This is a genomic window from Casimicrobium huifangae (genome assembly GCF_009746125.1).
Taxonomy (GTDB): domain Bacteria; phylum Pseudomonadota; class Gammaproteobacteria; order Burkholderiales; family Casimicrobiaceae; genus Casimicrobium; species Casimicrobium huifangae.
In genome coordinates this window covers 3,592,513-3,619,375 of sequence record NZ_CP041352.1, presented here as the reverse complement: position 1 = coordinate 3,619,375, position 26,863 = coordinate 3,592,513, and the positions used below count along the sequence as shown (strand labels likewise).

Genomic DNA, 26,863 nt, shown 5'->3' with positions numbered 1-26,863 from the left:
GCAATGGCCGACTATGATGTGACGCTCCATGTCATCCGGTGATTCGCCATGATTCGCAAAGCCCTGTTCGTCGCCGTCGCCTTAGCAGGCGTTGCCTTGGCCCCACTCTCGCAGGCGCAAACCGCGCGCAATGAACCGCTTTGGCAGGCCGTGACGGCGGAGAAGCAGCCCGCGCTCGACACGCTGCGCGATCTGGTGAACTTCGAGTCCGGCAGCGGTGACCGCGAGGGCCTGGAGAAGATCGCTGGTTATGTTGCCGGCCGGCTGAAAACGCTGGGTGGTGAGGTTGAGCTGATCGAGGCGGACATGGCGACCGCCTACCGCATGCACGATACGCCCGAGAAAACCGGGCCGATGGTGAAAGCGACGTTCAAGGGTACGGGCAATCGCTCGGTGCTGCTGATTGCGCACATGGACACGGTGTATCTGAAGGGCATGCTGGCCAAGCAGCCGTTCCGTGTCGAAGGTGATCGTGCCTATGGTCTTGGCATTTCGGATGACAAGAGCGGTGTCGCTGCGATCATCCATGCGCTGACCGCGTTGAAGAAGACGGGCTTCAACCAGTACGGTCGCATCACGGTGTTGATCAACGGTGACGAAGAGATTTCCTCTCCGGGCTCACGCGCGCTGCTGACAGCGCTGGGCAGCGAGCACGACGCCGTGCTTTCATGCGAAAGCACCAGCGTGGCGAACGACAGGCTGTCGCTGGCGACCAGTGGCATCGCGGCGGTAACACTCAAGGTCACGGGCCGGGCGTCGCATGCTGGCAGTGCACCGCATCTGGGTGTCAACGCGCTTTACGAGCTGTCGCACCAGATGTTGCAGATGCGTGATCTGTCAAAACCGCAGCAGGGTCTCAAGATGAACTGGACGGTAGCCAACGCCGGCACCAATCGCAATGTGATTCCGGCGGATGCGGTGGCGTTTGCCGATGTGCGGGTGTGGAGCGTTGCCGACTACGACGGCATCGAGGCAGAAGTGCGCGCGCGGGCCAAGAAGCAGTTGCTGCCCGAGGCCAAGGTGGAGGTGGATTTCGTGCGCCGTCGGCCGCCGCTGGAGCCGACCGATGTGGCCAAGGCACTGGCAAAGCGTGCGGAAACAATTTACCGGGAAATCGGACGCGAGCTCACCGTGAGCAGCATCGCCGAGGGCGGCGGCACCGATGCGGCATTTGCTTCGCTGAAAGCGAAGGGCCCGGTCATCGAGCGCTTCGGTTTCGCCGGTTTTGGCGCGCATTCGAACGATGCCGAATACATCGCCATTTCGTCGATCGAACCGCGGCTGTATCTGCTGGCGCGGATGGTGATGGAGGTTTCGGCGCGCTGAGTGACGGTCCGACGTTCGGCGGCGTCAGTTCTTGTCGAAATTGTCGCCGCGCCCGCCGACGCCACCGCGTTTGACGGGGCTGTTGACGGCCTTTTTCTTGCCTTGACCGTAGCTGGTCGCCAGGGCTCCCGCTTTGAGCCGGCGACCGGGTTGCAGGACAACGCCGGTGGCGCGGCCGAGGGTGATGTTGATCGCGGCCCACATCACCAGCACGCCAACCAGGGCGAACAGCCCGACGAACAGTGCCGGTACCCATTCAATGCTGCTGTCGCTCAGCACCAGCATCATGACCGGAAAGATGAAGCCACACCAGGCGCCGGCGAAGCCCCACACGGGCGCGGCCTCGACCAGTCGACCGTACCAGGCGAAACGCGCAAACGCGCCCAGCATGCCGGCAAACCCGGCCAATGCGAAGATGGCGAAACTGGCACCCGCCAGCGCCTTTGGCCACAGGCGGCTTACCGGCAGATCGCGCGACAGCAGCGCAACGTCCGGCAGGCGCGGACTGACCCACACCTCCACGGTCTGCCCGGCCGCCTTGGCCTGCTCCAGTCGCTTGAACACGGTGGCGTTGAACGGCTCGTCGATCGCTTCGTCGTCCAGCACTGACAGGCGGCTGGTGTCGTAGGTTTTGCCGCCGACGGCGTAGCGCACGCTGTACCAGGTGAAGGTGCCGCCCTCGTCCTGCCCGGTGCGCGGCACGACGTCGCCCTGAACGCTCTGGTAGTCACGGGCGAGCGACCAGTTGCCCAGGGCCGTGGTAACCGGTTTCAACATGAAAAACCAGCCGCAAAGACCAAAGATGGCGGCGAACAAACTCCAGAGCAGGAACGCCAGCAGGCGTTTGCCCCACGATTGGTGCGGGTTGTTGGGGGTAGAACTCATGGCCGAATCATACGCACCGTTGATGTCCGGGATTGATGCAACTTTTGCGCGGAATGACTTTTGAACAGGGCTTGGCGCCTTATTTGTCAAAAAGTCGACTTTTTGGCAAACCAGCCGCTTAGCCCAATTAAATTGCAGCTCTTGCCATCAGGCTGTTGAACATAAATGTCCGCCAGTAATGACCGCAATCATCCGCTGTTGAGACGGAAGCAGGACGGCGATTGCGTCATCGCAGCGATAATCTGCCACCTCACCAATGCATCCGGAGATGCCATGTTCGACCGCTCAACCATGTCAAAAGCGGCAGCGACGCTTGTCGCTACCTTCGCCGCCGCCCTGCCAGTAGTCGCCGGCGCGCAGCAAAAAGTCACCTTCCAGAGCAACTGGTTCGCCCAGGCCGAGCACGGCGGGCTGTATCAAGCGGTCGCCGAGGGTACTTACAAAAAGTACGGCCTCGATGTCACCGTCAAGATGGGCGGCCCGCAGGTCAACGGCCTGCAATTGCTCGCTGCGGGTCAGGTGGACATCTTCATGGGCTTTGACATCCAGAACTACAAGGCCTGGGAGCAGGGCATTCAGGCGGTGAGCGTCGGCACCTTCTTCCAGAAGGACCCGATCGTCGTCATCGCCCACAGCGATGTGAAGACCTTCTCCGACCTGAAGTCAAAGACAGTGCTCGTCTCCACCGACGGCCAGACCAACTGGTGGCCGTGGGCAAAGGCGAAGTACGGCTTCAAGGACGAGCAGACGCGGCCGTACACCTTCAACGTGCAGCCCTTCGTCGCCAACAAGAACTTCGCGCAGCAGGGCTATCTGACTTCCGAGACGCTGGCCGTGCAGAAGGCGGGCGTGAAGGACGCCAAGGTCTTCCTGCTCGCCGACCTCGGCTATCCGCCCTACACCGAGACGATCACCCTGCTCAAGAAGACGATTGACGCCAATCCAAAGATGGTCGAATCCTTTGTGAAAGCAACGATGGAAGGCTGGAAGAGTTACCTAAAAAATCCGGCACCGGGCAATGCGCTGATCAAGAAAGACAACCCGGCGATGACCGATGAGCTGCTCGCCTTCGGCCTGCAGAAGATGAAGGAAATGGGCATCGTCGACGGCGGCGACGCGGCGAAGATGGGCATCGGCATCATCACCGAAGCGCGCATGAAGCAGACCTGGGACATGATGGTGGCCAACAAGCTGGTTGACACGACGAAGGTGAAATTCACCGACGCATGGACCGACAAATTCGTCAAGGATGCGAAGGTGATGCCGTGATGAGTTCCCTCTCCCCTCGTGGGGAGAAGGCGGGGTTTCGGCTCGCATGCGAGCCGCCGCCGGAGCGGCGCGCGCATGCTTGCGCGAGCGCGGCCTGCAAGGCAGGGTCAGGGAGAGGGTGCAGGTTGGTGTTCCCGCCAACGTAGTCGCATGCAACCGCCACCCTCTCCCCCGCCCCTCTCCCCTCAAGGGAGAGGGGTGTCAGCAGCGCACTTATCTCCCAATCCCGTCATCGCGATCCGCGCCGCCGAAAAGACCTATCCCAGCGGCGTCCGTGCGCTGCTGCCGGTCGAGCTGACGGTCGCGGCGGGCGAATTCGTCACCCTCCTCGGGCCGTCGGGCTGCGGCAAGAGCACGCTGCTCAACATGGTGGCGGGTTTGCTCGCGCCGTCCGCCGGGCAGGTGCAAGTGGGCGAGGGCGAGCGGGTGTCATTCGTGTTTCAGGAGGCAACGTTGATGCCCTGGGCTCGCGTGGCGGCCAACGTGCGCTTGCCGCTGGACCTTGCGGGCACCGTACGTGACGCCGGGGATCGGCGAGTCTCCGAGGCGCTGCAACTGGTGGGCCTCGACAAGTTCGCCAACGCATGGCCGCGCGAACTTTCCGGCGGCATGCAGATGCGGGCGTCCATCGCGCGCAGCCTCGTCACCGAGCCGACGCTGCTGTTGATGGACGAACCGTTTGGCGCGCTCGACGAAATCACCCGCAACCGGCTGGATGACGAACTGCTGCGCTTGCGGCGAGAGCGCAATCTCACCGTGCTGTTCGTGACGCATTCCATTCACGAGGCGGTGTATCTCTCGGATCGCGTGGTCGTAATGGCCGCGCGGCCGGGCCGCGTCGTCGATGAAATTGCTATCAAACCCGCCGCCGGACGCAACGACGATTTTCGTGTGTCCATCGAATTTGCCACGTACGCCAAGCAGTTGCAGGATGCGCTATTGGCCGCATCCCGCAATGCAGACGAGGCACTGGCATGAAGCGTTTGCTGCCGCCCGTCATGGTCGCGATTCTGTTGCTCGGTCTGTGGCAGTGGTGGGTCATGGCGTATGACATTCCGCCGTTTCTGGTGCCGAGCCCGCTGCTGGTGATGAAGACGCTGGCGAAGGACTGGCCACTGCTCAGCGGCTCGCTGCTGGTCACGCTGAAGGTAACCTTCCTCGCGCTGGTCGCCTCGGTGGTGATTGGCGTTGCCGTCGCGTTTGCCTTCGTGCAAAGCCGCTGGATCGAGACCGCGTTTTTTCCCTACGCCGTATTGCTGCAGGTGACCCCGATCGTCGCCATCGCGCCGCTGATCATCATCTGGGTGCAAAGCCCGACGCTGTCGCTGGTGATTTGCGCCACTATCGTTGCCATCTTCCCGGTGATCGCCAACACCACCCTCGGCCTGCGCAGCGTCAACCCCGGGCTGGCGAGCCTGTTTCGCATGCACGGCGCGTCGCGCTGGCAGACACTGATGCGCCTGCGGGTACCAAGCGCGCTGCCCTACTTCTTCGGCGGGCTGCGCATCGCCTCCGGCCTGTCCCTGATCGGCGCGGTGGTAGCGGAGTTTGTCGCCGGCACCGGCGGCACCGGCACCGGGCTCGCCTACCAAATCCTGCAGGCGGGCTACCAGCTGAACATTCCACGCATGTTCGCGGCGCTGGTGCTGATCGCTGCCACCGGCGTCGCACTGTTCGTGCTGATGGGCGCGTTGTCGCGCCGCGCACTGGGCGGCTGGCACGAGAGCGCATTGCGCACCAGCGAGGAGGCCGCGTAACCACGCGGAACGATGCCTCTCTCCGCCTTCGCGCTGGTGCTCGTAGCAGCGCTGCTGCATGCCACCTGGAATCTTGCCGCCAAGCGGGCGGCGCACGCGACGCACTTCATGTGGCTGTCGGCGGTGTTTGCTGCGGCGCTGTACATACCGGTCGTTGGCTGGATACTGCTGACCACACCGGTCAACTTTGGCTGGCGGGAGGCGTTCGCCTGCAGCGCCAGTGCAGTGGTGCACTTTGGCTACAACGTGGCGCGGCAGACGGCGTACCGGGTGGCCGATTTTTCGGTGGTTTACCCGATCGCTCGCGGGTCCGGGCCCTTGCTGTCGTTCACGGCCGCCGTGCTGCTGCTCGGCGAACAGCCGAGCTTGCTGGCGTTGCTGGGGCTGCTGTTGATCGTTGTTGGCGTGCTGGCGATTTCGGGCGGGCGTGCGTGGTTTTCGGCGCATCGCGGCGGCGTCGAGTTGCGCGGCGTGATGTGGGGTTTGATCGCCGGCGCCTTCGTGGCGGGCTACACCGTAATCGATGGCTGGGCTGTGCGCTATCTGCTCATGTCACCGTTTGTGGTGGACATCTGCGGCAACCTGTTCGCTTCGGTAGTGCTGTCGCGACGGGCGTTGCGCGAACCCGGCGAGGTGCGCGCGCAATGGCGGCAGTTCTGGCCGCAGATCGTCACGGTGGCAACGCTCGGCCCGATCGGCTATATCGCCGTGCTGTTCGCGATGAAACTGGCACCGGTATCGCACGTGGCTCCCGCGCGCGAAGTGTCGATGCTGATTGCGGCGTTCTTTGGCGCGAAATTGCTGGACGAGGGCGATGTCGTGCGACGCGTTGCCTATGCTGGGCTCATCGCGACCGGGGTGGTTTGCCTGGTTTGGACGTAGTACCGCTGCCACGAGGCAAACGCGACGTGCCATGTCGTGCGTGCGCGGAATTGCCCGTCCGAAAACGGCCGGAATGCGATGAACCTGCGTGATGCAATGCCGTCATCGCCCGCACGTCGGGCAGCATGAACGGAATAATTGCGATGAAGATGATGGTTCGTGGCATACCGACCGACTATGTGTCGGCCATTCGCAACGGTGGGGTTGACGCCAATGGCCAGCCAGCGTTGCGGCGACCAGCGGAAGGCAGCGGCAATCCGTGCCGGCACTGCCTCGGCCTGATTCCGGCGGGCGAAGAAAAACTGGTGTTGTCGTACCGGCCGTTCCCACACGCCCAGCCGTATGCCGAGACGGGACCGATCTTTCTGCATCGGGACGCCTGCGAGCGCTACGAGGACTCGCGATTGCCGGCGTGGTTTGTGTATTTGCAGCCGGCCATTGTGCGCGGCTACAACCGCGGCGACTGGATTGTTTACGAGACGGGCAACGTGGTTCAGGGGCAGGATCTCGATGCCACCTGCCGAACCATACTCGCCCGCGACGACGTGGCCTATGTGCACATCCGCTCAAAGTTCAACTGCTTCCAGTGCCGCGTGGAACGGGCGTCGCAGGACGAGTGCGACGATCACGCGTTGAGGTAACCGCGACACTGCGGACTTCCGCACCTGCAGGCGAGGCGTTCTTCACTGCGCATTTTGTAGTCGAGCAGCAGCTCCTCGCCAGCGGCAATGGCTCGGCGGCTCACAAACCAGGCGTGGCCGTCGCTGATTTCGACAGCAACGTTGGGCTCGCAACTGTGATTGACGAACTCGGCGCCACTGCCACCCACCGAGCCGTCAATAACGCGGCCTGGCGCGACCCACAGCAGATAATTGATCGGTTGCTGGCTTCGCCGCGCTGCCTCCCGGTACGAGATGCGTTCGCCGGCGTACTCGATCACACGCTCGCCGGCTGGAATCGTTTCGCCTGCGAACATGCCAAAGCGATGAATAGCCGAGGGACGAATCTCGAGTGCGAAACGTGCAGAACCGCCGGCGATGCGTGGCGAAGGTGGTGGCGGTTCAAAGTCTGCTGACATCTCGGTGGTGCAGAAGCATTGCGTAGTGGGAGTAAAGGGATGACAGGACTGGCCGGTGCCGCGCCGCTGACGCCGCACCGGGCTTGCAGGTAAACTACAGCCCATGAACGCTTTGGTCAACCACCCTTTCCTCGCCGTACCGCCCGCCGCGTACCGCGTGGGTGCGTTCGTGCATCAGGGCGCATTCAGCCGCTCCTCCCGCTCCCGCTAGGCGGGACAGTCTCTTTTCCTCCCGTCTTCGCCTGCGCGTGTCTGCGCCATCGTGCTGTCACGTCCGCAACCCTATTCCTTTCTGACACGAGAAAACATCATGTTTGACATCAATCTTCTGCGCAATGATCTCGCCGCCACGGCCGAGCGGATGCAGGCACGCCACTACGTCATCGACACCGCAGCATTTGAAGCGCTGGAAGCCGAGCGCAAGGCGCTGCAAATTCAGACGCAGGACCTGCAGCAACAACGCAACACGCTGAGCAAGGCCGTCGGTCAGGCCAAGGCCGCCAAGGATGAGGCGAAAGCCCAGATGTTGCTCGCCGAGGTCGCGGCATTGCCGGAAAAGGTGAAGGCCAATGAGGCCGCGCTGGCTGCCATTCAGGAGAACGTCAACGCTCTCTTGATGACCATCCCGAACCTGCCGCAAGCGACCGTTCCAGTGGGCAAAGACAGCGACGAGAATGTCGAGCAGCGCCGTTGGGGCACACCTCGCGCATTCGACTTTGAGGTGAAAGACCATGTCGCGCTGGGCGAGGCGCTGGTCTCGAATGCTGGCTCGCAGCTCGACTTTGAGGCGGGCGTCAAACTCTCGGGCGCACGCTTCACCGTGATGAAGGGGCAGCTCGCGCGCCTGCATCGTGCGCTGGCGGCGTTCATGCTGGATACGCACGTCAACGAACATGGCTTCACCGAGTGTTACGTGCCCTACATCGTGAATGCCGAGACGATGACCGGCACCGGCCAATTGCCGAAGTTTGAGGAAGACCTGTTCAAGGTGCCGATGCAGGCGGAAGAAGGCGGTGAGGTCAAGAATCGTTACCTGATTCCGACCTCGGAGGTGTCGCTGACCAACTTCGTGCGCGATACGATGGTTGACGCCGCCAAGCTGCCGATGCGCCTGACGGCACACACGCCCTGCTTTCGCTCGGAAGCCGGCAGCTATGGTCGCGACACCCGCGGCATGATTCGCCAGCATCAGTTCGACAAGGTCGAAATGGTCTACATCTGCAAGCCGGAAGAATCGAACGCGATGCTGGAGGAGATGACCGGCAACGCCGAGAAGATCCTGCAGAAGCTGGGCCTGCCGTACCGCGTCATGCTGCTGTGCACAGGTGACATGGGCTTCGGCGCCACGAAGACCTACGATCTGGAAGTGTGGCTGCCCGCGCAGAACACTTACCGCGAAATCTCGAGCTGCTCGAACTGCGAAGCGTTCCAGGCGCGCCGCATGGGCGCTCGCTACAAGAATGCTTCCGGCAAGAACGAGCCGGTGCACACACTGAACGGCTCGGGTCTCGCCGTCGGCCGCACGCTGGTGGCGATTCTGGAGAACTACCAGAATGCCGATGGTTCGATTACCGTGCCCGAGGCGCTGCGCGGGTACATGGGGGGCGTCGAAGTCATTCGATAACTCGTCCGTTGAGACTGAGGGTGCGTACCAAAGTGCGCACCATTCGGTAGTTGCATCAACGGAATGACGGGCGCAGCGATGGCGCGTGCTCAGTGACGCAACTTACCTACTCAGTCTTTCGAGTAGAGCTCATGCCTTAGAGCATATCGGGCGCGTAGTTCAGTGAGCCCATCTTCATCCTTGCAGAACTGTTTGTCCAGTGAGTCGAGAAGCGTAGACGCTTGTGATGATGCGTCATCCTCCTCTGAGTTGGTGAGCATTTTGTTGAAACGATCTTGTCGATCCAGCGGCACCAAACCGTCCCCGAAAATCGCACGCTTGGCCTCGGCCAGCAGCGCAACTGACTTTGCCGCGCCAAGCTCGACCAATCCGTCCAGTGCGTATCCGTATAGCGAACCCGAACTGTTGGAGAAAAACTGTTCAAAGCCGCCGTTGTAGACCTCGCCGATCAAGCAGGACACCGCGAAATATGTCCTTTCTGCTGAATTCAATTGGTCAAAACCACCCGGCGTTCCGTGAACGCGATCAACAAGCGCCAACCAGTGTTTGCGCTCTGCGCTTTGCTCCTGCTTTCGTTGTTCTGCGTGAAAGAGCTTGCTCTCTTCGATACTTTTTCGGTATCCACGTTTGCAAGGCATGCAAAGGCCGCCATTCTTGGTGGCTGTATCTGGCAATATCAAAGCTCCGCAACTAGAACAAGGCTGGCGTTGGGTCATGACGGCGGTGTAGCAGTGGGAAGGCGGTTCGGCGGCCAACATCAAGTGGATCTTGACCGCGCATAAGCCGCTACGATACCAATATGGATCAAGTCGACACCCTCGTCATCGGCGCCGGCGCAGTCGGCCTCGCCATCTCACGAGCGCTTGCGCTCGACGGACGCGAAGTGATGGTGCTGGAGGCGGCGGACGCGATCGGCACCGGCACCAGCTCGCGCAACAGCGAGGTAATTCACGCTGGGATCTATTACCCGGCGGGATCGCTCAAGGCGAAGTTCTGTATCGAAGGCAAGGCGCTGCTCTATCGCTACTGTGACGAGCGTGGCATTGCACATCGTCGTTGCGGCAAATTGCTGGTTGCGACGGCGGACGATGAGGTCGCGCAGATCGACTGCATCATCGCGAAGGCGGCCGCGAACGGGGTGCATGATCTGGTGCGCCTGAGCGCGGCCGAGGCGCGGGCGATGGAACCGGCGCTGTCATGTGTCGCCGCCATTCACTCGCCGAGCACGGGCATTGTCGATAGCCACGCACTGATGCTCGCGTTGCAGGGCGATCTGGAAAACGCGGGTGGACTTGTGGCGTTCAACACACCCGTCGTCTCGCTTGCGTTCACCCGCGATGGCATTGTGGTGCGCACGGGTGACGGCACCGAGCTGCTCGCCCAGCGCGTGGTGAACTCGGCCGGGCACGGCGCACCGCTGCTGGCGGCGAGGACAGCTGGTCTGCGCGCGGTGCACGTGCCGAAGCAGCACTACGCCAAGGGCAATTACTTCACCCTGGCGGGCCGTTCGCCGTTCAGTCGCTTGATTTATCCCGTTCCGCAGCATGCCGGCCTTGGGGTTCACCTGACCATCGACCTTGGCGGTCAAGCCAAATTCGGACCGGACGTGGAATGGGTTAAGTCCGCCGACGATCTGGTGGTTGATCCGCGCCGGGGCGATGCGTTTTACGCCGAGGTGCGCAAGTATTGGCCTGCGCTGCCGGACGGTGCGCTGCAGGCCGGTTACGCCGGCATCCGCCCGAAGATTTCCGGTCCGGACGAAGCCGCGGCCGACTTCGTCATCATGGGGCCGAGCGTGCATGGCGTGCGCGGCCTGGTCAATCTGTTTGGCATCGAATCGCCCGGTCTGACCAGTTCGCTGGCCATCGGCGTTCATGTCGCGGGACTGTTGCACGAGTAGTCCAGCCACGTTACAGCCTGTTACATCGGCCGCTCCGCCGGTGGTCTTCCGCGCTACAGTTCGCCCCAGAAGAACGCGAGGTGGCAGAGGATGGTGCAGGACGGCAATTTGATCCGCAACGAGCTGGAACGGCTGCTGGCCAGCGATTTTCTGCGCCGCTCACCCAGCCATCTGCGCCTGCTGCGCTATCTGGTCGAGCGCCGGCTGGCCAACGACGATGGCGCGCTGCGCGAAATGTCGATCGGCATCGAGGTGTTCCACCGCAACCCGTCCACCTACGACCCGAAGAGCGATCCCATCGTCCGCGTCAACGTAAGCCGGCTGCGCGAGCGGCTGGTGAAGCACTACGCGATGTTCGAAGCGCCGCCGCAGGTGCGCATCGAATTGCCGAAAGGCCGCTATGTGCCGGAGTTTGTCGAGCTCGGTGCACGCCAGCTCGCAGCGCCGCGCTTTCTGGTGTTGCCATTCGTCAGCGAGAGCCGCGACGATGCGCTGGCGACGTTGCTGTTTGAATCCACCATCGGTGAGCTGCAGGCGATGCTGCAGGTGCTGGTACTCGGGTCGCGCTCAGCACGAGCGGTGGCCGACGATGAGCCGCTCGATTCGGCGCGGCGCGTCAACGCGCAGGCGGTGCTGTCTTCGCGCATCGTCCGTCTCGCCGAAGGCGCCGGCAAGGGCGAGTCGCAGCATGTGCATACGATGCTGCTGTCGGCGCCGTATGGCCAGATGCTGGCCAGCAAGCGCTACTCGCGCACGGCGGAGGAATCCGACGCCGGCTTTATCGACCGCGTGTCCAGGCAGATTCGTGAAGACAGCTTGCGTGCGCTGGCCGATCTGCTGCCGGGTGAGTACACCCTGCCAGCGCAGCGCAAAGGCTTCAGTGGTGTGTCGCGCGAGGCGGCGGATGCTTTTGTGCAGTCGCGTCGCGCCAGTGCGCTGGGCACGGCGGACGGCCATCGCGAAGCGCGTCGCCTGCTGGAGTCCGCGATCACCGCAGCGCCGGATTTCGCGATGGCACATGCCTATCTCGCTGCCACGATGGGCAACCTCTCGATGTATGAACAGGTGACGCCGGAGGAAGCCTGGCGCGTCGGCAGCGCGGCGTCTCGGCGCGCGCTGGAGATTGACCCGCTGGAGCCCGGTGCCTATCTCAATCTGGCGGCGGACAAGATCTATTACGAGTACGACTTCGCTGCCGCCAACGATCTGCTGCTGCAGGCCCGCAAGCTTGCCCCGCGGCACCCGGGCGTGCACATGCTGATGGGCACCGCTGCATCATATTGCGGCGAGCTGGATGATGCGCTGAATCATCTCGACGCCGCGCAGGAGGTGGACCCGCTGTTCCCGGCGATCCGCGCCAATCGCGGCGTGGCGTATTACTTCTGCAAGCATTTTGACGACGCCAATCGCGTGTTCCTCGAACTGCTCACCGAGTACCCGCAGCGCACCTCGACGCGCGTCTCGTTTGCCAATTCGCTGGCGCTATCCGGCGCTTATGCAGCGGCCCGCAACGAGCTGAACGCCGTGATCGAGCACGACCCGGACGATGCCGGCGCCCGCCTCTCACTCGCGATCGTCACCGCGCGCGAGGGCGACAAGCGGCAGGCAAAGAAGATCGTGAACTCGGTGCGCGGCGGCGGCGAGATTGAAAAAACCAATCCGTCGGCGCTGGCGGCCGTGTATGCGCAACTCGGCGAGCCGGACGAAGCGCTGGCCTGGCTCGCTCGCGCAGCAGCCGCGCACGAAGGCGGCTTTGCCGAGTGCCAGGTAGATCCGATGCTGGAACCGCTCGCGGCGGCGGATGGCTTCCGCGCCCTGCTGGCGCAACACGGGCTCTACTGGCGGCACGGTTAGGGAACCGCCAGGCTGCCGCATTTTCCAGAAGCCGACAACGCCGCGCCGCCCATCAGCTTTTCCTTGAAAAGCCCATTCCATGAGGGCTTAGGCGTTCATTCTGCCGAATACCGGAAAGTCGCCAAATGACCTTCTGAGCCCAGCTTGGGTGCGGGTTTCCACGCAAAGCTGTATTGCCGAGCGCCTGGTTTTGCTCGCCACGAAGCGCTGCTGGCAGTCGCAATGGGGTTGCTGACGGCGCCGCATGAGTTCGATATTCAATGAGCAAATCTAAAATATTCATTCCTGCCATTCATCGGGAGTTATCTGGCAATGGCGCTGAATGCTATGGATCAATATTCGCCACGACTATCGAGCAATTCTGAATAAACAATGAACAAAACTAATGAATTGCTGGCCAGCGAAGCGCCCCGACGCTCGCTGCCACCGCTGTCGATGTTGCGCGCTTTCGAGGCCGTGGCGCGGCATCAAAGTGTCACGCTTGCCGCAGCCGAGCTGCATGTCACGCAAGGGGCGGTGAGTCATCAGGTCAAGGCGCTCGAACACTGGCTCGACGCCAAGCTGGTGCAGCGCGAAGGTCGCCGCATTGTGCTGACGACGGCGGGCGCGGCGTACGCGCCGAGCCTGTCCACGGCGCTCGACCTGATGGCGGACGCCACGCGCAGCCTGCAGCGTCGCGCCCGTCGCGAGCGCATCACGGTGAGCGCCTTCTCGACGCTGGCGACTTACTGGCTGATTCCGCGGCTGGCGGACTTCTGCGCCGAAAACCCCGCGGTTGATGTCGATCTGTCGACCAACTACGCCCGCTACGACTTTGACCCGGCCGCGTCGGATGTATCGATCCGCTGCTACACCAGCGATGAGCTGCGCAGCCAGTTGCAGCGCCGCGACTGGCGTGGCGTCGAGGCGGGGCGCTTCCTTGGCGAGACGATGACGCTGGTGTGCAGCCCCGCGCTGGTGACGCCCACGCGGCCGCTCGCAGCGCTTGATGACATCGGGCAACACGCGATGCTGGAGAGCCGCTCAACGCCAACGGTCTGGGCGGAATGGTTGCAGGCAGCCGGCCTCGACGAAGCGCACTGGCCGCGCACCCGGCTCAGCTTCGACCATGTGCATCTCGCCCTCAATGCGGCGTTGCAGGGCGCCGGCATGGCGCTGGCACCTACCTCGCTGCTGGCCGAGCTGATCGCAGAAGGGGCGTTGCGACAACCGTTTCCGCACATTGTGGTCGGCCCCAAGGACAACTACTGGATACGCGCGCCGCGCACCCAGGGCAACGCTGCAGTGGCTGCATTCTGCGCGTGGCTGGAGCGCTGCGGGCTCGCTAACATGCAAGCCATTGCGGACTAACTTTCCGCCCGTCTGGAGCGTGCGATGCTGCGCATCACCGAACTCAAATTGCCGCTTGACCACGTCGAGGCGGCGCTGCCGGCGGCCATCCTGGCGCGGCTTGCCATCAAGGCCGAGGATTTGCTCGGTTTCACCGTGTTCCGGCGCGGCTACGATTCACGCAAGAAAGCGGACATCCAGCTCGTCTACACGCTGGACGTGGAATTGCCCAAGTCGCTGGAGGCGGCGCTGCTGAAGCGCTTCCGCAAGGATGTTCACATCACGCCGACGCCGGACACTTCGTACAAGTACGTCGCCGCGCCGGGTTCATTTGCCGCCGGTACGCCGCGTCCGATCGTCATCGGCTTCGGCCCCTGCGGCATTCTCGCGGCGCTGATCCTCGCGCAGATGGGACTGAAACCCATCATCCTCGAGCGTGGCAAGGTTGTTCGTGAGCGAACGAAAGACACCTGGGGCTTCTGGCGCAAGCGTGAGCTGAATACCGAGTCCAACGTGCAGTTCGGCGAGGGCGGCGCTGGCACCTTCAGCGACGGCAAACTGTGGACGCAGGTGAAAGACCCGAAACACTACGGCCGCAAGGTGCTTGAGGAGTTCGTCAAGGCCGGTGCGCCCGAGGAAATCCTCTACGTCAGCAAGCCGCACATCGGCACCTTTCGCCTGGTGAAGATGGTGGAGCACATCCGCGCGACAATCGAATCGCTGGGCGGTGAATTCCGCTTTCAACACAAGGTGGTTGATCTTGTGCTGGAGGAGCAAACCAACGCAGCCGACCCGGCGCGAACGCGGCGCATTCGCGGCGTGGTGCTCGACAACGGCGAAACGCTCACTGCCGATCAGGTCATCCTCGCCATCGGCCACAGCGCGCGCGACACTTTCAAGATGCTGCATGAACGCGGTGTCTACATCGAGCCGAAGCCGTTCTCGATTGGCTTTCGCATCGAGCATCCGCAGGGCCTGATCGACCGCGCCCGCTTCGGCCCGAACGCGGGCAACGCGATCCTCGGTGCTGCGGACTACAAGCTCGTTCATCACGCGTCGAACGGTCGCGCGGTCTACAGCTTCTGCATGTGCCCTGGCGGCACGGTGGTCGCGGCGACATCGGAAGAAGGCCGTGTGGTCACCAACGGCATGAGCCAGTATTCCCGCAACGAGCGCAACGCCAATGCCGGCGTTGTGGTCGGTATCGAACCGGCTGACTTTCCGGCCGACATGCAGAACCCGCTCGGTGGCATCGACTTCCAGCGCCACTGGGAAAGCCGTGCCTACGAGCTCGGCGGCGGCAACTACAACGCGCCGGGGCAGCTGGTCGGAGATTTCGTCGCCGGGCGCGCTTCCACCGCGTTCGGCAGCGTCGAGCCCAGCTTCAAGCCCGGCGTGCATCTGACCGATCTGGCGACCGCGCTGCCGGACTACGCGGTGGTCGCCATGCGTGAGGCCTTGCCCGCGTTCGACAAGACGATTCCCGGCTTCTTCATGCCCGACGCCGTGCTGACGGCGGTGGAGACGCGCACCAGTTCGCCGATCCGCATCAAGCGCCGCGACGACGACCTGCAGAGCCTCAACGTCGCCGGCCTGTATCCGGCGGGTGAAGGCGCAGGCTATGCCGGCGGCATCATGTCGGCGGGTATTGATGGCATCCGGGTCGCCGAAGCTGCGGCCCGTGCGATCGCCGCCAGCGCCGCTGCACGCCAGTAGCCAGCAGCCCGCACCTTCCGAGCGCAGTGCGCCACGCGTGACGCACGGACCACCTGTCTGTAACGAACGGCCGTTGGCAGGATTGCTCGCGTTTCTTAGCTGACTCAGATTATGCTGACGTCATTAAACGACAAGAAAAATGACACAATACGGTGACAGAGTTCGCCGTAGAGCGTTCCGCTGCGTCGAGTCGAAAAAACTGCTGCCTCCTCATGCCCGAACTGATCCTCGAGATCGCTGCGCTGGACTACGTGTTCCCGGCCCCGCATCGCCGCTGCGTGATTGCCGGTGAGGGCGGCACCATCGGGCGCGACGTACGCAACACCCTGGTGCTGGACGACCGCTTTTGCCGCGTTTCGCGCATTCATGCCGAGGTCACCTTCGTCCGCGGCGTGCCAATCCTCAGCAACCGCTCGGCCAGCCTCGCAGTGAATGTTGGCGAGCATGAGGTGCTGCCCGGTGAGAGCGCCATCGTGCAGGACGACGATGTGATCGAAATCGGCCCTTATCTGCTCGCTGCCCACGTGCTTGACGAGCGGGGCGTAGTGCCGTCGCCGGTCGCCGTTGCGCCGGCGCGCGAACGGCCCGCGACCACCACCGCCGCGCTGGGGGCGGCGTTCGCCGAGGGCGCCCGACTGCCAGCCGATGCGCTGGCGCCGGAAGGTCTCACCGGCGAGACAGCAGAACTGCTCGGTGCGATGCTGCGTCATGCCGTGCAGGGCACCATGGACCTGCTCGCCGCGCGCGCCATCACGCAGCGCGAAGTGCGGCTGGGCGCCGCCATGCTCACCGATCAGTCAAACAATCCGCTCGCCTTCTTGCCCAACGCGGATGCTGCCATGGTGCAACTGCTGAGCGGGCATCTGCCCGGATTCATGCACGCCACGCGTGCCATGCCCGATGCCTTTGCGGATCTGCTGGCACACGACGCCGGTGTGATGGCAGGGATGCGCGCGGCACTGACCGACATGCTGTCCCGGCTTGATCCCCGGCAGGTTGATGAGTCGCTGCGCGAAACGCAGATCGCCAGCGCACAGATCGCTGCCAGCACCGTCAAGGCGCGCTGGTGGGATGTGCAAAGCATGCGTATCGCCGAGCTGCAGACCGCTGCCGAGGACGACTTTCAGCAGGCCTGGGGCCGTGTGTTTGCCGAGGCGTACGCAGGGGCGGCCGATGGTGCGCGCGAAATTGCGCTGGCCAGTTTGCAGTCGGGCGGCAACGCGGCTGCGCGGCTGCAGGCCACGGGATACGAAGGTATCGCGGCCGGTCTGTTTGCCGCGCCGCGGCAAGGTGAGCCATGCCCCGCCTGGTAGAAGCCACCACGCCGCTCGGACCGGAAGCGCTGCAGTTTCTCGAAGCGCATGGCAGCGAAGCGCTGTCCACGCTATTTGACCTGCGCGTGTCACTGCTGTCGAAGCAGGTTGGCATCGCAGCGAAGGCACTGCTCGGCAAGGACATCACGCTCGCCATCGAGACCGAAAACGGTGGTCCGCCGCGCTATCTGAACGGTATCTGCACGCGTTTTGCCATGAACGGGCGCAGCGGTGACTACCATCTCTACGAAGCACGGCTGCGGCCGTGGCTGTGGCTCGCGTCGCGCCGCTCCGACAGCAAAATTTTTCAGCAGCAGAAAGTGCCCGACATCGTCGAGGCAGTGCTCGGCAAGTATGGCTTTCCGATCAAGCGCAAGCTTTCCGGCAGCTATCGGATCTGGGACTACTGCGTGCAATATCACGAGACCGATCTCAATTTCGTCTCGCGGATCATGGAGCACGAAGGGATCTACTACTTCTTCGAGCATGCTGCCGGCAAACACACGCTGGTACTGGCCGACGGCATTGCGTCGCACGCTGCGTTGCCGGGCCGCTCGACGGTGAACTACATCGGGCTTGATGCAGCGACGGTGGCTGACGAAGAGCATTTCTACGCCTGGCGACCGCGTGAGGAGCTTGATTCCGGCGAATACCTGACCACCGACTACGACTTCAAGCGACCGAAGGCTGACCTCTCGACCCGCAACAAGCACCCGGCTGGCCACACGTTTGATGCCTGGGAGCGCTACCAGTGGCCCGGCGGTTACGTCGACGTTGGTGACGGTGAAAACTATGCCCGCGCTCGCATGGAGGCATTGCAGGCGGAGCAGGCCCGCGCCAGCGGTGATGGCACGCTGCGCACGCTGGCGCCCGGCTACCTGATGACGCTGGCGCGCTGCCCGCGTGGTGACCAGAACCGCGAACATCTGATTGTCGGTGTCACCTATCACCTGAAGGACAACCCGTATGGCTCGACCGCCTCGACCACGGCCGGCGCGGAGTGGAATTTCGCGGTGCTTGCGCAGCCCACGTCGATCACGTATCGGCCGCAGCGATTGACCGAGAAGCCGCGCAGCAATGGCCCGCAAGTGGCAGTGGTCGTCGGCCCGCCCGGAGAAGAAATCTACACCGACGAGTACGGTCGCGTGAAGGTGCAGTTTCCGTGGGACCGCTACGGCAGTAACGACGAGAACTCGTCGTGCTGGATGCGCGTGTCGCACCCTTGGGCCGGGTCGAATTACGGCGCGATTCACATTCCGCGCATCGGCCAGGAGGTGATCGTCGATCACATCGACGGCGACCCGGACTATCCGATCATCACGGGCCGCGTTTACAACGCGGACCAGATGCCGCCGTGGGCACTGCCGGACAACAAGACGCAGTCGGGCATCCTCACCCGCAGCAGCAAGGGCGGCGCGCCCGGCGCCGGTATGAAGAATGGCGCCGGTGACGCCAACGCCATCCGCTTCGAGGACAAGAAAGGCGAAGAGCAGCTCTGGCTGCATGCGCAGAAGGACCAACTGACCGAGGTCGAGAACGACGAAACGAAATGGGTCGGCCGCGACCGCCGCAAAACCATCGACCGTGACGAGCTCAATCACATCCAGCGCGACCGCACCGAGACGGTTGACCGCAACGAGACGATCACCGTGCACGGCCAACGCGATGAAGAGGTCGACAAGAACGAGACCATCACCATCCACCAGAACCGCACGCGCACTGTCGATCTCAACGAGACAGTCAGCATCGGCAAGACGCGCAGCAAGTCGGTCGGCAACAACGAGATCGACAAGATCGGCAAGACCTGGTCGATCAACGTTGGCCGCTTCAAGACCGAGACCATCGGCATGGCCTACATGCAGAACGTTGGGCTGGGCCGCATGGAAAACGTGGGCGCTGGCTACAACCTCAACGTCGGCGCCGTCATGGCTACAGTCGTGGGGCTCAGCCAGTTCGAACAGATCGGCCAGAACAAGTCGGTCAAGGTGGGCAAGAGTTTCAAGCTAGAGGCCGGCGAGACGATCGAACTGGTCGTCGGCAACAGCGTGTTGGTCATGAAGAAAGACGGCAGCGTCACGGTCAATGGCAAGGACATCGACATCGTGGGCAGCAAGCACATCCAGCTCGACTCCAAACGCATCGACCTCAACTGAGATGAACGGTCCCGACAAGCTGCTGTCTGCCCCGATCGAAGCGGCACCCGTGCCGGAGGTGCGCAATCACACGCCATTCCCGAGTCAGTACTTCCAGATGATGGACGCGGCCGACGAGGTGTTTCATGTGATGGTCACGCGCATCACCTACGACCTGCGCGCGCTCGAAGGCGACGGCACGCCCGCGCTCGCTGCCGTGCAGGACGAGCTGCGCGAGGTCGACGAGTTCTACGACGCCGACAACATTTCGAGCGTTGTGCAGGAGAGCGACTTCGCGCCGTTCAAGCCGAAGTGCGACGTGCTGCTGGTTAACGCCAGCGCGCATGCCCCACCGAATGGCGGCGGCAAGCGCAAGCCGCTGCCGCGGTTTCCGGCAGGGCTGCGCATCGACAGCGCCGATGGCAGGCAGATCGTGCAGAAGCTCGTCACGGTCACCGGCCCGCGCACGCTGGGCCGCGGCCTCATGGGCGGCTACAGCCTCAGCGAGCCGGAGCCGGTGCTGGCGGTACCGATCCGCTACGAGCACGCTTACGGCGGCACCAATCAGTGGTGGAAGGGCTGGCCCGCGCGCATTGAGGACGATCAGCGCATGGAGATCGATCTGCACGAGGCTTACAACCCGATCGGCTGCGGGCTCATCGAGCCGAACTGGCAGAAGAAGACGGGCTTGAGCCAGTTTCCGGCGCCACAGATCGAGATATTTGAGAAGCCGTTCACGTCTGCGCACGCGGAGACGGCTGCGCGCAACGCAGGCAACCCCGACGCCGATGCACCGTATCCGGCCGTGGGCTTCGGTGCCATCGGCCGCTGGTGGCAGCCGCGCCGCGCGCTGGCGGGCAGCTACGACGAGGTATGGAAGGCGACGCGCTGGCCGCGCCTGCCCGACGACTTCGACTTTGCGTACTGGAATTGCGCGCCGGATGACCAGCAGATCGACTATCCCCAGGGCGGCGAGCTGGTGAAGCTGGTCAACCTGGTCGCGCCCGAGCAGGCGGCGGAGGGCAGCCTCGCGTTCCGGCTGCCGCGCAACGAGCTGAAGCTGCTGCTGCATCTCGATGCCGGCATCCCGCTGTTCAAGGCGATGAACGTTGACACGCTGATCATCGATGCCGAGGCGATGAAGCTCACGATCGTCGCGCGTTGCACGGTGGCGGCGGCGAGCGGTATAGAAGTGCTCGAACTGGGCACCTGGGACGTTGCGGCTGCGCGCGCACGCAACGCGACCACGCTGGCCGAACAGCAGAAGGCGCGCGATGCCGCAAGCGTTGCGGCGCCAGAGGAAGCGATCAATGGCTAACGAAGCGGCGACCGCCAGGGACAAGCAGTTCGTGCTGGTCTGTCTGCTGCCCGACATCTGCTTCACGCCGAAGAAGCCGGGCTACCCGATTCCCTACCCGATCACGCACACGATGGACCAGAGCGATCACTGCTCGCCGAATGTGTACTTTCGCGGCAAGGCGGCGTTCTTGCACAACGAGAGCTTCGTCGACAACGTGAAGGGCGACGAGCCGGGCAAGGGCAAGGGCGTCGTGAGCCAGACCCACATGAAGATCAGCCACTCGATCCGCCACAGCCGCGACGTCTACGTCAACGGCAAGGCGATCGTGCGCACCGCCGATCAGGTGTGGATGAACTGGAAGAAGCCCTGACGCGCAGGCGTCGGCGCATCTGCACGGCAACGCGAGTCAGCGAGTGAGCGAGATCCCGGCAAACGCCAAGACCTTCGTCAACGAGGCCGGCGAGATCATTGGCTTTCAGGCGCCGGGCGGTCCGCTCAATATCTGCATTCCGAACTGCGGCCGCGTTCAGCCCAACAGCCGCACGGCCCCGGGACCGATTGCCAATACGACCGGCATCATCCTGCCCAAGACTAGCCCGAACCTGTCGGGTAGCAGCGCGCCGACGCCGAAAGCCGAAGGAGCAGGCGAGGGTGGCTGGTGGTCGTCCTGGGGCAGCGCAGCGACCCACGGCGTGCTCGACGTGGTCGGACTGATCCCGGTCGTCGGCGAGGTGGCCAACCTTGCGGGCGCAGGCATTTATGCGCTTGAGGGCGACTACGCCAGCGCGGCGCTCGATCTCGCAGCGATGTGGCCCGCCGGTGGTCAGGCGGCGACGGCAGCGAAGTACGGCACCAAGGCCGCAGAGAAGGTCGCCAAAGAGGCGGCACAGGCCGCCGAGAAGCGCGCTGCGCAGGCGGCCGAGCGCAAGGCTGCAGAGGAAGCGGAGAAGAAGGCGGCGCAGCGCGGCGGCGGTGAAGGTGGCCACGTCAAGGGCGACCCGCGCTGCGTGTTGCGACCGTACAAGCCCGACACCTGCAAGCCAAACCGTACCGGCCATCACGTCGTGCCAGACCGGGTATTTCGCGTCGGTAGCCGTGGCAGCGCACGCATCAAGGGCGGGGTGACCGAGAACGATGGTCTGGTGATCTGTGTCGACGGACCCAACCTCGACAGCTCAAAGGAGCACGGCAAGATTCATCGCATCTATGACCCGCTGGAACTGGCCGCCGGGGTTGCGGGAAGCCCGCGCGGCACGGCACCGCTGGGCGTGCTTGAGGCCGCCGGTGCTTTCGCTGCCGGCAAGGTGACTGGCTGCAATCCGCTGCTGCTCGAAGCGCAGTTGCGTGCGTATCATCAGGCGAAGGGGCTCGGCCCCGGCACGGTGGTACGCGCGGATCCGACAGGAAAAATCCCGATCGATTTCACCAAAATTGGTGTCGGTGCATCGCCGCCGGCGCTACCGCCACGATAGGAACAACCATGGCAACGAAGACAGTGCGGACGGAACCGGTGCGCTTTCAGGCGGCATGCGCGATCGAGAGCGACTATGTGTTCGTCGCGGCGAAGCCGGAAAGCCTCGATGAAGATCAGGCCTTCACGCGAATTTTCTATTTCGATCAGCAAAACGCGACGCCCTGGCGGCATGTCGATATCCCTGACTTCACCGTCGCGGGCGTCTGCGTGGCACAGCATGCCCTTGGTCGCGTTCGCAGCTACGTCAGCATTTCAAACAATGGCGTGCTGCATATCGCGAATCCACAGGGCATTCGTCAGGAGCGCATTGCTGAGGCAGGGCTGGAGCGCAGCGAGCCGCCGATCTATGGCTATATCAACGCGTTGCGCGAAATTGGCGAGCAGCTTTACGCCTGCGGTGGCGGCGGGCAGATCTATCGGCGCGATGCGGTCGGCTGGGTGAGTATCGCCGGCGACTTGCGCCAGCCGGTGGCGGCACCCGCAGCCAACCTTGCGCTGAACCCGGTCGTGCTGGCTGACGACTTCTCCGATATCGACGGCACTGCTGCGGGCGATCTTTACGTGGTGGGCGATGGCACGGTGCACCACTACGACGGCACCACCTGGTCACCCTGCGTTGTCAATACCGACGAGAGTCTCACTCGCGTTCGCTGTGTTGATTCGGCGCTGGTCTGGGTCTGCGGCTTCAACGGCACCTTGCTGCGCGGCAATGCGGACAGCGGCTTTGTTGACGTCAGCCAGTACGACCTCAACGTGATCTTTCACGATCTGTGCGTCTTTCGCGATCAACCCTACCTCGCGTCCAACGACGGCCTGTTCCGCTACGACGGCCAGCGCGTTGTGCCGGTGCCCCTGCAGTTCGCCGACGGCGACACGGCGGTTTGCGCCGTCGATGTCCGCGACGGGGTGCTGTGGTGCTTCGGCTACCGTTCGCTGGCGACGTTTGATGGTGACACTTGGCAGCACATCCGCCATCCGGACAACGTTTGATGTCGCAGCGCGATGGGTCGCGCGGTGCCCGACAAGCGCACTCCCAACCATCAACTTTTCAGAAAAATGGCGTCCGTAATGGGCTCGGCGGTGCAAATAATGTCAAGTCGACTTACGGTGTTTTAAGGCGTCTAGCCCTTATTGAATAAGGATTTCGATAGAAAGATGTAAGTGCTTCAGCGTCCGTGATGCTGGCGCACATCCTGGCCTTGCCGCGTTCTTACAATGGTGATGGGTGGCAGTCGCGCCGCCATGCAGCGGGACCGGGGGCGACGGGATGGACGGCTGGTGTCTTGAAGGCTTGACGGTGAACGGCGACAGCACGCTGCTGCCGATGCTGCGCTTTCCGTTCGTGGTCGGCCGCGATCCGTCCTGCGATCTTGCCATCGCCTCCGCCGAGACCTCGCGCCAACATGCCCGCATCGAGCAGGACATCGGCGGCCTGCTGCGGCTGACCGATCTCAACAGCGGCAACGGCACCTTCGTCAACCGTGCACCGATCCATGGCTCGGTGTTGATTCGTGATGGCGATGTACTGCATTTCGGCGTGACGGAGTACCGGTTGCGGCGAATGGACGAGCGCCTGCTCGCGCTGGCGGCGCCACCGGAGGACATGAAGACCGTCATCGTGGGGCGCAGCCCGGCGCTGAGCGAACACTTTGTGGTGGAAGAGCGCGCGTTTGACCAGATGCTGCGGGCGCGCAATGTTGCCGCCGCACTGCAGCCGATTGTGCGAGTGACCGACGGGCGACTGCGCGCCTTCGAGGTGCTTGGGCGTGGCCGGGCGGAAGGTTTGCCGGATTCGCCGATGGGCCTGTTCGGTCTCGCCATGCGCCTGGGCCGGGAAGTGGAGCTGAGCGAGGCGTTTCGCTGGGCTGGTCTTACGACGGCAGCGGCGCTGGCGCCAGAGGCGACGCTGTTTGTCAACGCCCACCCGAAGGAGATGTTCCAGGAGGCGTTCTACCGATCCATTGCCCTGCTGCGCGCGATGGTGCCGACGGCCAGTCTGGTGGTCGAAGTCCACGAAAGCGCGGTGACGCAGATTGCCGACGTGCGGGCAATGGCTGACCGCCTGGCTGGCTACGGCGTGCAGTTTGCCTACGACGACTTCGGCGCCGGGCAGGGGCGCCTGCTGGAGCTGGCCGAGGTGCCACCGCATTTCGTCAAATTCGACATGGGGCTGATTCGCGGCCTGGATCGCGCCAGCCCGAAAAAGCAGCAGCTGGTCGCGCAGCTGGTCAACATCGTGCATGACGTTGGCTCCACCGCGCTGGCCGAAGGCGTTGAAACCCGCGACGAAGCGGCTTGTTGCGCGCAGATGCATTTCGACTTGATCCAGGGTTACTGGACCGGACGCCCGGCGTCCGGCGACGACATCCGGCAATATCATCCGCACTATGTGGCGCCCGGCATGGCGGCGGTGTCCGCCGTGCTGCGCGACCGTCGCATCGCTTAGCCCGGCTGACGCTTGCGCAGAAAGCGATGGCGGCCCTAGCCCATCGCCTGATCACGCCCGGCGTGCTTGGCGTCATACATGCGGCGATCGGCCTCGGACAGGGCGGCGTCGACACTGGCGTGCCGGGTTGCCGCAGTCCAGCCCAGGCTCGCCGTGACACGCAGGCCGGCCCCAATCTCATCCCAGTTTGACTGACGGATCGCCTGCAGGGTCCGCGCCGCCAGCGCTGCCATCGTCTCGCGGCTATCCACGCGGCACCAGGCGACAAATTCCTCGCCACCAAAACGTCCCGTCGCGCGGGGCTCCCCGATGCTGCCCACCACGCAGCGCGCTACGCGTTGCAGGACGGCATCGCCGACCGCATGTCCCCACGAGTCGTTGATTGACTTGAAGTGGTCAATGTCGAGCAGCAGCAGGTAGAGCCCCTGCTGACCAGCTGCCCACTCCGACGCAAGCTCCTGCAGCCAGGCGCGACGGTTGGCGAGGCCGGTCAGCGGGTCGATGTGGGCGAGCCGCTCCAGCTCCGCCTGCTTGGCATTGAGCTGCGCGTTCAGCGTGGCAAGCTCCTGCTCGCGCAGTCGCGCGCTGTCGAGATCAGCTTCGGTACGCACCAGGCGCAACCGCGATTCGAGCGCGCGCGCCTCCCGCTCCGCCGTCTCGCTGTTGATCTGCATTTGCAGTGAATGAAAGCGGCGGTGCGCCGCCAGTGCAGCGGCCATATCACCGGAACGCTCGAGTGCCAGCGCGAGCGATTCCACAATCGGAGGGTGCGACTCCCGCAACTGATGCGCCGCGCAGATTTCGTCCGCCTCGGTCAGCAAGTGCAGCGCTTCGCTCGCGTCACCGTCATTGTTCCTTTGCAGCAGGGCGTCGGCAATGGTCGCGCGACATACTGCACGCATCCGGTGGCCGACGATCTGCTCGGAAATGGCAAGCTGCTCGCGCAGCGCCGCCATGCAGCCATCGAGATCGCCCGAGTGGCGTCGCGCCAGCGACAAGGTGTTGAGGCAGGTCGCGACGAAATCGACGTGGTCGCACTCGCGCGCCAGCGGCAGTGCACGTGCGGCCAGCGAGGACGCTTGCGAAAAGTGCGGGCTGGCCGAGTCCCCCCGGCCGCCATCAAGCTCGCGGCGGCCCCAGCAGACGTGGGCATAAGCCATGTTGTTGAGACAGGTGGCGACGTGATAGGTGTCGTTCGCCTGCTCGTAGATCGGGAGTGCCTGCTGGTAGAACGCGATCGCGCTGGCGTCGTCGCCGAGCATGTTGTGCACCACCCCGATGTCAATCAGGGCGTCGCTTTCGCTGCGCCGGTCACCGAGGGCAACACTGATGTCGCGCGAACGCTCGAGCTGGGCGAGACCGCCAGTGAGATCACCCATCTGCACCAGTGCGATGCCCCACTGCGTGCGGGCCATTGCTTCGCCACGCTGCTCCCCGATCGCTTCGTAGACGCTGACCGCGGCCGAACTGTGCTGTGCCGCATCGGCCAGCGATGAGCTCATCCGCTCGCAGTGGCCAAGCGCCGCCAATGCATCGGCGAGCAGGCGCTGCGCGGGCAAATCATCAGGGTGGATTGATGCCAGCCGTTGCGCGGCGGCCAGCGCACCGTCTGCGATGCGTATGCCTTGCGTCGGGTCACTGTTGCGCAGTGCGCGGGCGCGCTCCACGGCAGCGGCAATTCCCGCATGGGAATTCGCCGGAATGTCCGTCACACCGGTTTCGCCTGGATCGACGCTGCTCATGCGCCGATGATATGACGTCCGCGCGGTCGCGGCCGTCAGCGGGCTGCTCAGGCGGTGGCGTTCTGGCTTGCTATCACTTCGGCGCGTACCTGTTCGGTGAGTTCGGCCTTCAATTCGGCGAATACCGGGGTCGTCTTCACCGAGTAATGCCGTGGATGCGCAATCGGCACCGCGCGGTCGAGCTTGATGCGGCCCGGCCGGGCGCTCATTACCATGACACGACTACCCATGAACACTGCCTCGTCAATGTCGTGAGTGACGAACAGCACGGTCTTCTTCTCGGACTCCCAGATGCCGAGCAGCAGCTCCTGCATCAGCTCGCGCGTCTGATGGTCGAGCGCGCCGAACGGCTCATCCATCAGCAGCATGCGCGGGTTGTTGGCGAGGGCGCGGGCGAGGGCAGTGCGTTGCTGCATGCCGCCCGAGAGCTGCTTGGGGTAGTGGTTCTCAAAGCCGCGCAGCCCGACTTTGTACAAAAAGGTATCGGCGACTTCCAGTTGCTGGCTGCGCGGCAGGTTGCGCTCGCGCAGCCCGAAGCAGACGTTGTCGCGCACTGTCAGCCAGGGGAACAGGGTGTAGCTCTGGAACACCATGCCTCGGTCAGCCCCCGGGCCGTCGATGCGCTTGCCATCAAGCAGAACCTCGCCAGAGGACTGCTTGTCGAGCCCGGCGACGATGCGCAACAGTGTGCTCTTGCCGCAACCCGAGGGGCCGAGGATGGTGATGAAATCGTTCTCGGCAACGTCGAGATCGGTCGCCTGTAGCGCTACTGTGGGGGCGCGGCCAGTAGCTTCAAAGGTACGGGAAACGCCCCGGACAGAGAGGATGTTCATGCG

The 26,863-nt window shown here is 63.7% G+C and carries 23 protein-coding genes; 18 read left to right on the top strand and 5 right to left on the bottom strand.

Going from position 1 to position 26,863, the window contains the following annotated elements; translation table 11 throughout:
• Positions 1 to 48 precede the first annotated feature (48 nt).
• Positions 49 to 1,326 (top strand): M20/M25/M40 family metallo-hydrolase, encoded by a 1,278-nt coding sequence (locus FKL89_RS16390; protein WP_156863811.1) that lies wholly within the window; start codon positions 49 to 51, stop codon positions 1,324 to 1,326.
• Positions 1,327 to 1,350: 24 nt separating this feature from the next.
• On the opposite strand, the gene FKL89_RS16385 is transcribed toward FKL89_RS16390, so the two are convergent.
• A complete protein-coding gene (locus FKL89_RS16385; RefSeq protein ID WP_156863810.1) occupies positions 1,351 to 2,211 on the bottom strand; it encodes a DUF3592 domain-containing protein in 861 nt (286 codons plus the stop codon).
• A 273-nt stretch (positions 2,212 to 2,484) separates the two neighbouring features.
• On the opposite strand from FKL89_RS16385, the gene FKL89_RS16380 reads away from it, so the two are divergent.
• The 5 genes from FKL89_RS16380 to FKL89_RS16360 all read left to right on the top strand — a co-directional run bounded on the left by FKL89_RS16380 (position 2,485) and on the right by FKL89_RS16360 (position 6,760).
• On the top strand, positions 2,485 to 3,480 hold the full coding sequence (locus FKL89_RS16380; protein WP_238363397.1) for an ABC transporter substrate-binding protein: 996 nt from the start codon (positions 2,485 to 2,487) through the stop codon (positions 3,478 to 3,480).
• A gap of 150 nt (positions 3,481 to 3,630) precedes the next feature.
• On the top strand, positions 3,631 to 4,458 hold the full coding sequence (locus FKL89_RS16375) for an ABC transporter ATP-binding protein (protein ID WP_156863809.1): 828 nt from the start codon (positions 3,631 to 3,633) through the stop codon (positions 4,456 to 4,458).
• Positions 4,455 to 5,237, top strand: coding sequence for an ABC transporter permease (locus FKL89_RS16370; protein WP_156863808.1), 783 nt, complete (start codon positions 4,455 to 4,457; stop codon positions 5,235 to 5,237). Before FKL89_RS16375 ends, FKL89_RS16370 begins: the two co-directional genes overlap by 4 nt.
• A gap of 12 nt (positions 5,238 to 5,249) precedes the next feature.
• Positions 5,250 to 6,119: a DMT family transporter gene (locus FKL89_RS16365; protein WP_156863807.1), complete on the top strand. Its 870-nt coding sequence runs from the start codon at positions 5,250 to 5,252 to the stop codon at positions 6,117 to 6,119.
• Positions 6,120 to 6,244: 125 nt separating this feature from the next.
• On the top strand, positions 6,245 to 6,760 hold the full coding sequence (locus FKL89_RS16360) for a DUF1203 domain-containing protein (RefSeq protein WP_238363396.1): 516 nt from the start codon (positions 6,245 to 6,247) through the stop codon (positions 6,758 to 6,760).
• Here the strand turns inward: FKL89_RS16360 and FKL89_RS16355 are convergent.
• Positions 6,745 to 7,197: an SET domain-containing protein gene (locus FKL89_RS16355; RefSeq protein WP_156863806.1), complete on the bottom strand. Its 453-nt coding sequence runs from the start codon at positions 7,195 to 7,197 to the stop codon at positions 6,745 to 6,747. The two genes, FKL89_RS16360 and FKL89_RS16355, sit on opposite strands and share 16 nt — an antisense overlap.
• Positions 7,198 to 7,507: 310 nt before the next feature.
• Between FKL89_RS16355 and serS the strand changes: the two genes are divergently transcribed.
• Positions 7,508 to 8,821 carry a serine--tRNA ligase gene (gene serS / locus FKL89_RS16350; protein WP_156863805.1) on the top strand — a complete coding sequence of 438 codons (1,314 nt, stop codon included), beginning with the start codon at positions 7,508 to 7,510 and terminating at the stop codon, positions 8,819 to 8,821.
• Between the two features lie 110 nt (positions 8,822 to 8,931).
• On the opposite strand, the gene FKL89_RS16345 is transcribed toward serS, so the two are convergent.
• A complete protein-coding gene (locus tag FKL89_RS16345; protein ID WP_156863804.1) occupies positions 8,932 to 9,579 on the bottom strand; it encodes a DMP19 family protein in 648 nt (215 codons plus the stop codon).
• Positions 9,580 to 9,620: 41 nt separating this feature from the next.
• Here FKL89_RS16345 and FKL89_RS16340 point away from each other — a divergent pair, with 41 nt between their 5' ends.
• The 11 genes from FKL89_RS16340 (at position 9,621) to FKL89_RS16290 (ending at position 24,285) form a co-directional block, all read left to right on the top strand.
• The gene (locus FKL89_RS16340) at positions 9,621 to 10,721 is read left to right on the top strand and encodes an NAD(P)/FAD-dependent oxidoreductase (protein ID WP_156863803.1); all 1,101 of its coding nucleotides are present in this window, start codon (positions 9,621 to 9,623) and stop codon (positions 10,719 to 10,721) included.
• A 90-nt stretch (positions 10,722 to 10,811) separates the two neighbouring features.
• Positions 10,812 to 12,575: a tetratricopeptide repeat protein gene (locus FKL89_RS16335; RefSeq protein WP_156863802.1), complete on the top strand. Its 1,764-nt coding sequence runs from the start codon at positions 10,812 to 10,814 to the stop codon at positions 12,573 to 12,575.
• Between the two features lie 372 nt (positions 12,576 to 12,947).
• Entirely contained in the window at positions 12,948 to 13,925 is a 978-nt protein-coding gene (locus FKL89_RS16330; RefSeq protein WP_238363395.1) for a LysR substrate-binding domain-containing protein, read from the top strand.
• A gap of 24 nt (positions 13,926 to 13,949) precedes the next feature.
• A complete protein-coding gene (locus tag FKL89_RS16325; RefSeq protein WP_156863801.1) occupies positions 13,950 to 15,620 on the top strand; it encodes an NAD(P)/FAD-dependent oxidoreductase in 1,671 nt (556 codons plus the stop codon).
• 212 nt (positions 15,621 to 15,832) lie between these two features.
• Positions 15,833 to 16,933 (top strand): type VI secretion system-associated FHA domain protein TagH, encoded by a 1,101-nt coding sequence (gene tagH / locus FKL89_RS16320; protein ID WP_156863800.1) that lies wholly within the window; start codon positions 15,833 to 15,835, stop codon positions 16,931 to 16,933.
• Complete coding sequence (locus FKL89_RS16315) at positions 16,918 to 19,086, top strand: type VI secretion system Vgr family protein (RefSeq protein WP_156863799.1); 2,169 nt, start codon at positions 16,918 to 16,920, stop codon at positions 19,084 to 19,086. Before tagH ends, FKL89_RS16315 begins: the two co-directional genes overlap by 16 nt.
• Before the next feature lies 1 nt (position 19,087).
• Positions 19,088 to 20,383, top strand: coding sequence for a DUF2169 family type VI secretion system accessory protein (locus tag FKL89_RS16310; RefSeq protein WP_162527551.1), 1,296 nt, complete (start codon positions 19,088 to 19,090; stop codon positions 20,381 to 20,383).
• Entirely contained in the window at positions 20,376 to 20,735 is a 360-nt protein-coding gene (locus FKL89_RS16305) for a DUF4150 domain-containing protein (protein ID WP_156863797.1), read from the top strand. Before FKL89_RS16310 ends, FKL89_RS16305 begins: the two co-directional genes overlap by 8 nt.
• A 43-nt stretch (positions 20,736 to 20,778) precedes the next feature.
• Positions 20,779 to 21,837 (top strand): hypothetical protein, encoded by a 1,059-nt coding sequence (locus tag FKL89_RS16300; RefSeq protein ID WP_156863796.1) that lies wholly within the window; start codon positions 20,779 to 20,781, stop codon positions 21,835 to 21,837.
• Between the two features lie 8 nt (positions 21,838 to 21,845).
• The gene (locus tag FKL89_RS16295; RefSeq protein ID WP_156863795.1) at positions 21,846 to 22,829 is read left to right on the top strand and encodes a beta propeller repeat protein; all 984 of its coding nucleotides are present in this window, start codon (positions 21,846 to 21,848) and stop codon (positions 22,827 to 22,829) included.
• A gap of 277 nt (positions 22,830 to 23,106) precedes the next feature.
• A complete protein-coding gene (locus tag FKL89_RS16290) occupies positions 23,107 to 24,285 on the top strand; it encodes an EAL domain-containing protein (RefSeq protein WP_156863794.1) in 1,179 nt (392 codons plus the stop codon).
• A gap of 35 nt (positions 24,286 to 24,320) precedes the next feature.
• Here FKL89_RS16290 and FKL89_RS16285 read toward each other — a convergent pair whose 3' ends face one another.
• Together FKL89_RS16285 and FKL89_RS16280 are read right to left on the bottom strand one after the other, a co-directional pair.
• Complete coding sequence (locus FKL89_RS16285) at positions 24,321 to 26,027, bottom strand: diguanylate cyclase (RefSeq protein ID WP_156863793.1); 1,707 nt, start codon at positions 26,025 to 26,027, stop codon at positions 24,321 to 24,323.
• Positions 26,028 to 26,074: 47 nt separating this feature from the next.
• The gene (locus tag FKL89_RS16280) at positions 26,075 to 26,860 is read right to left on the bottom strand and encodes an ABC transporter ATP-binding protein (protein ID WP_156863792.1); all 786 of its coding nucleotides are present in this window, start codon (positions 26,858 to 26,860) and stop codon (positions 26,075 to 26,077) included.
• Between the last annotated feature and the right edge of the window lie 3 nt (positions 26,861 to 26,863).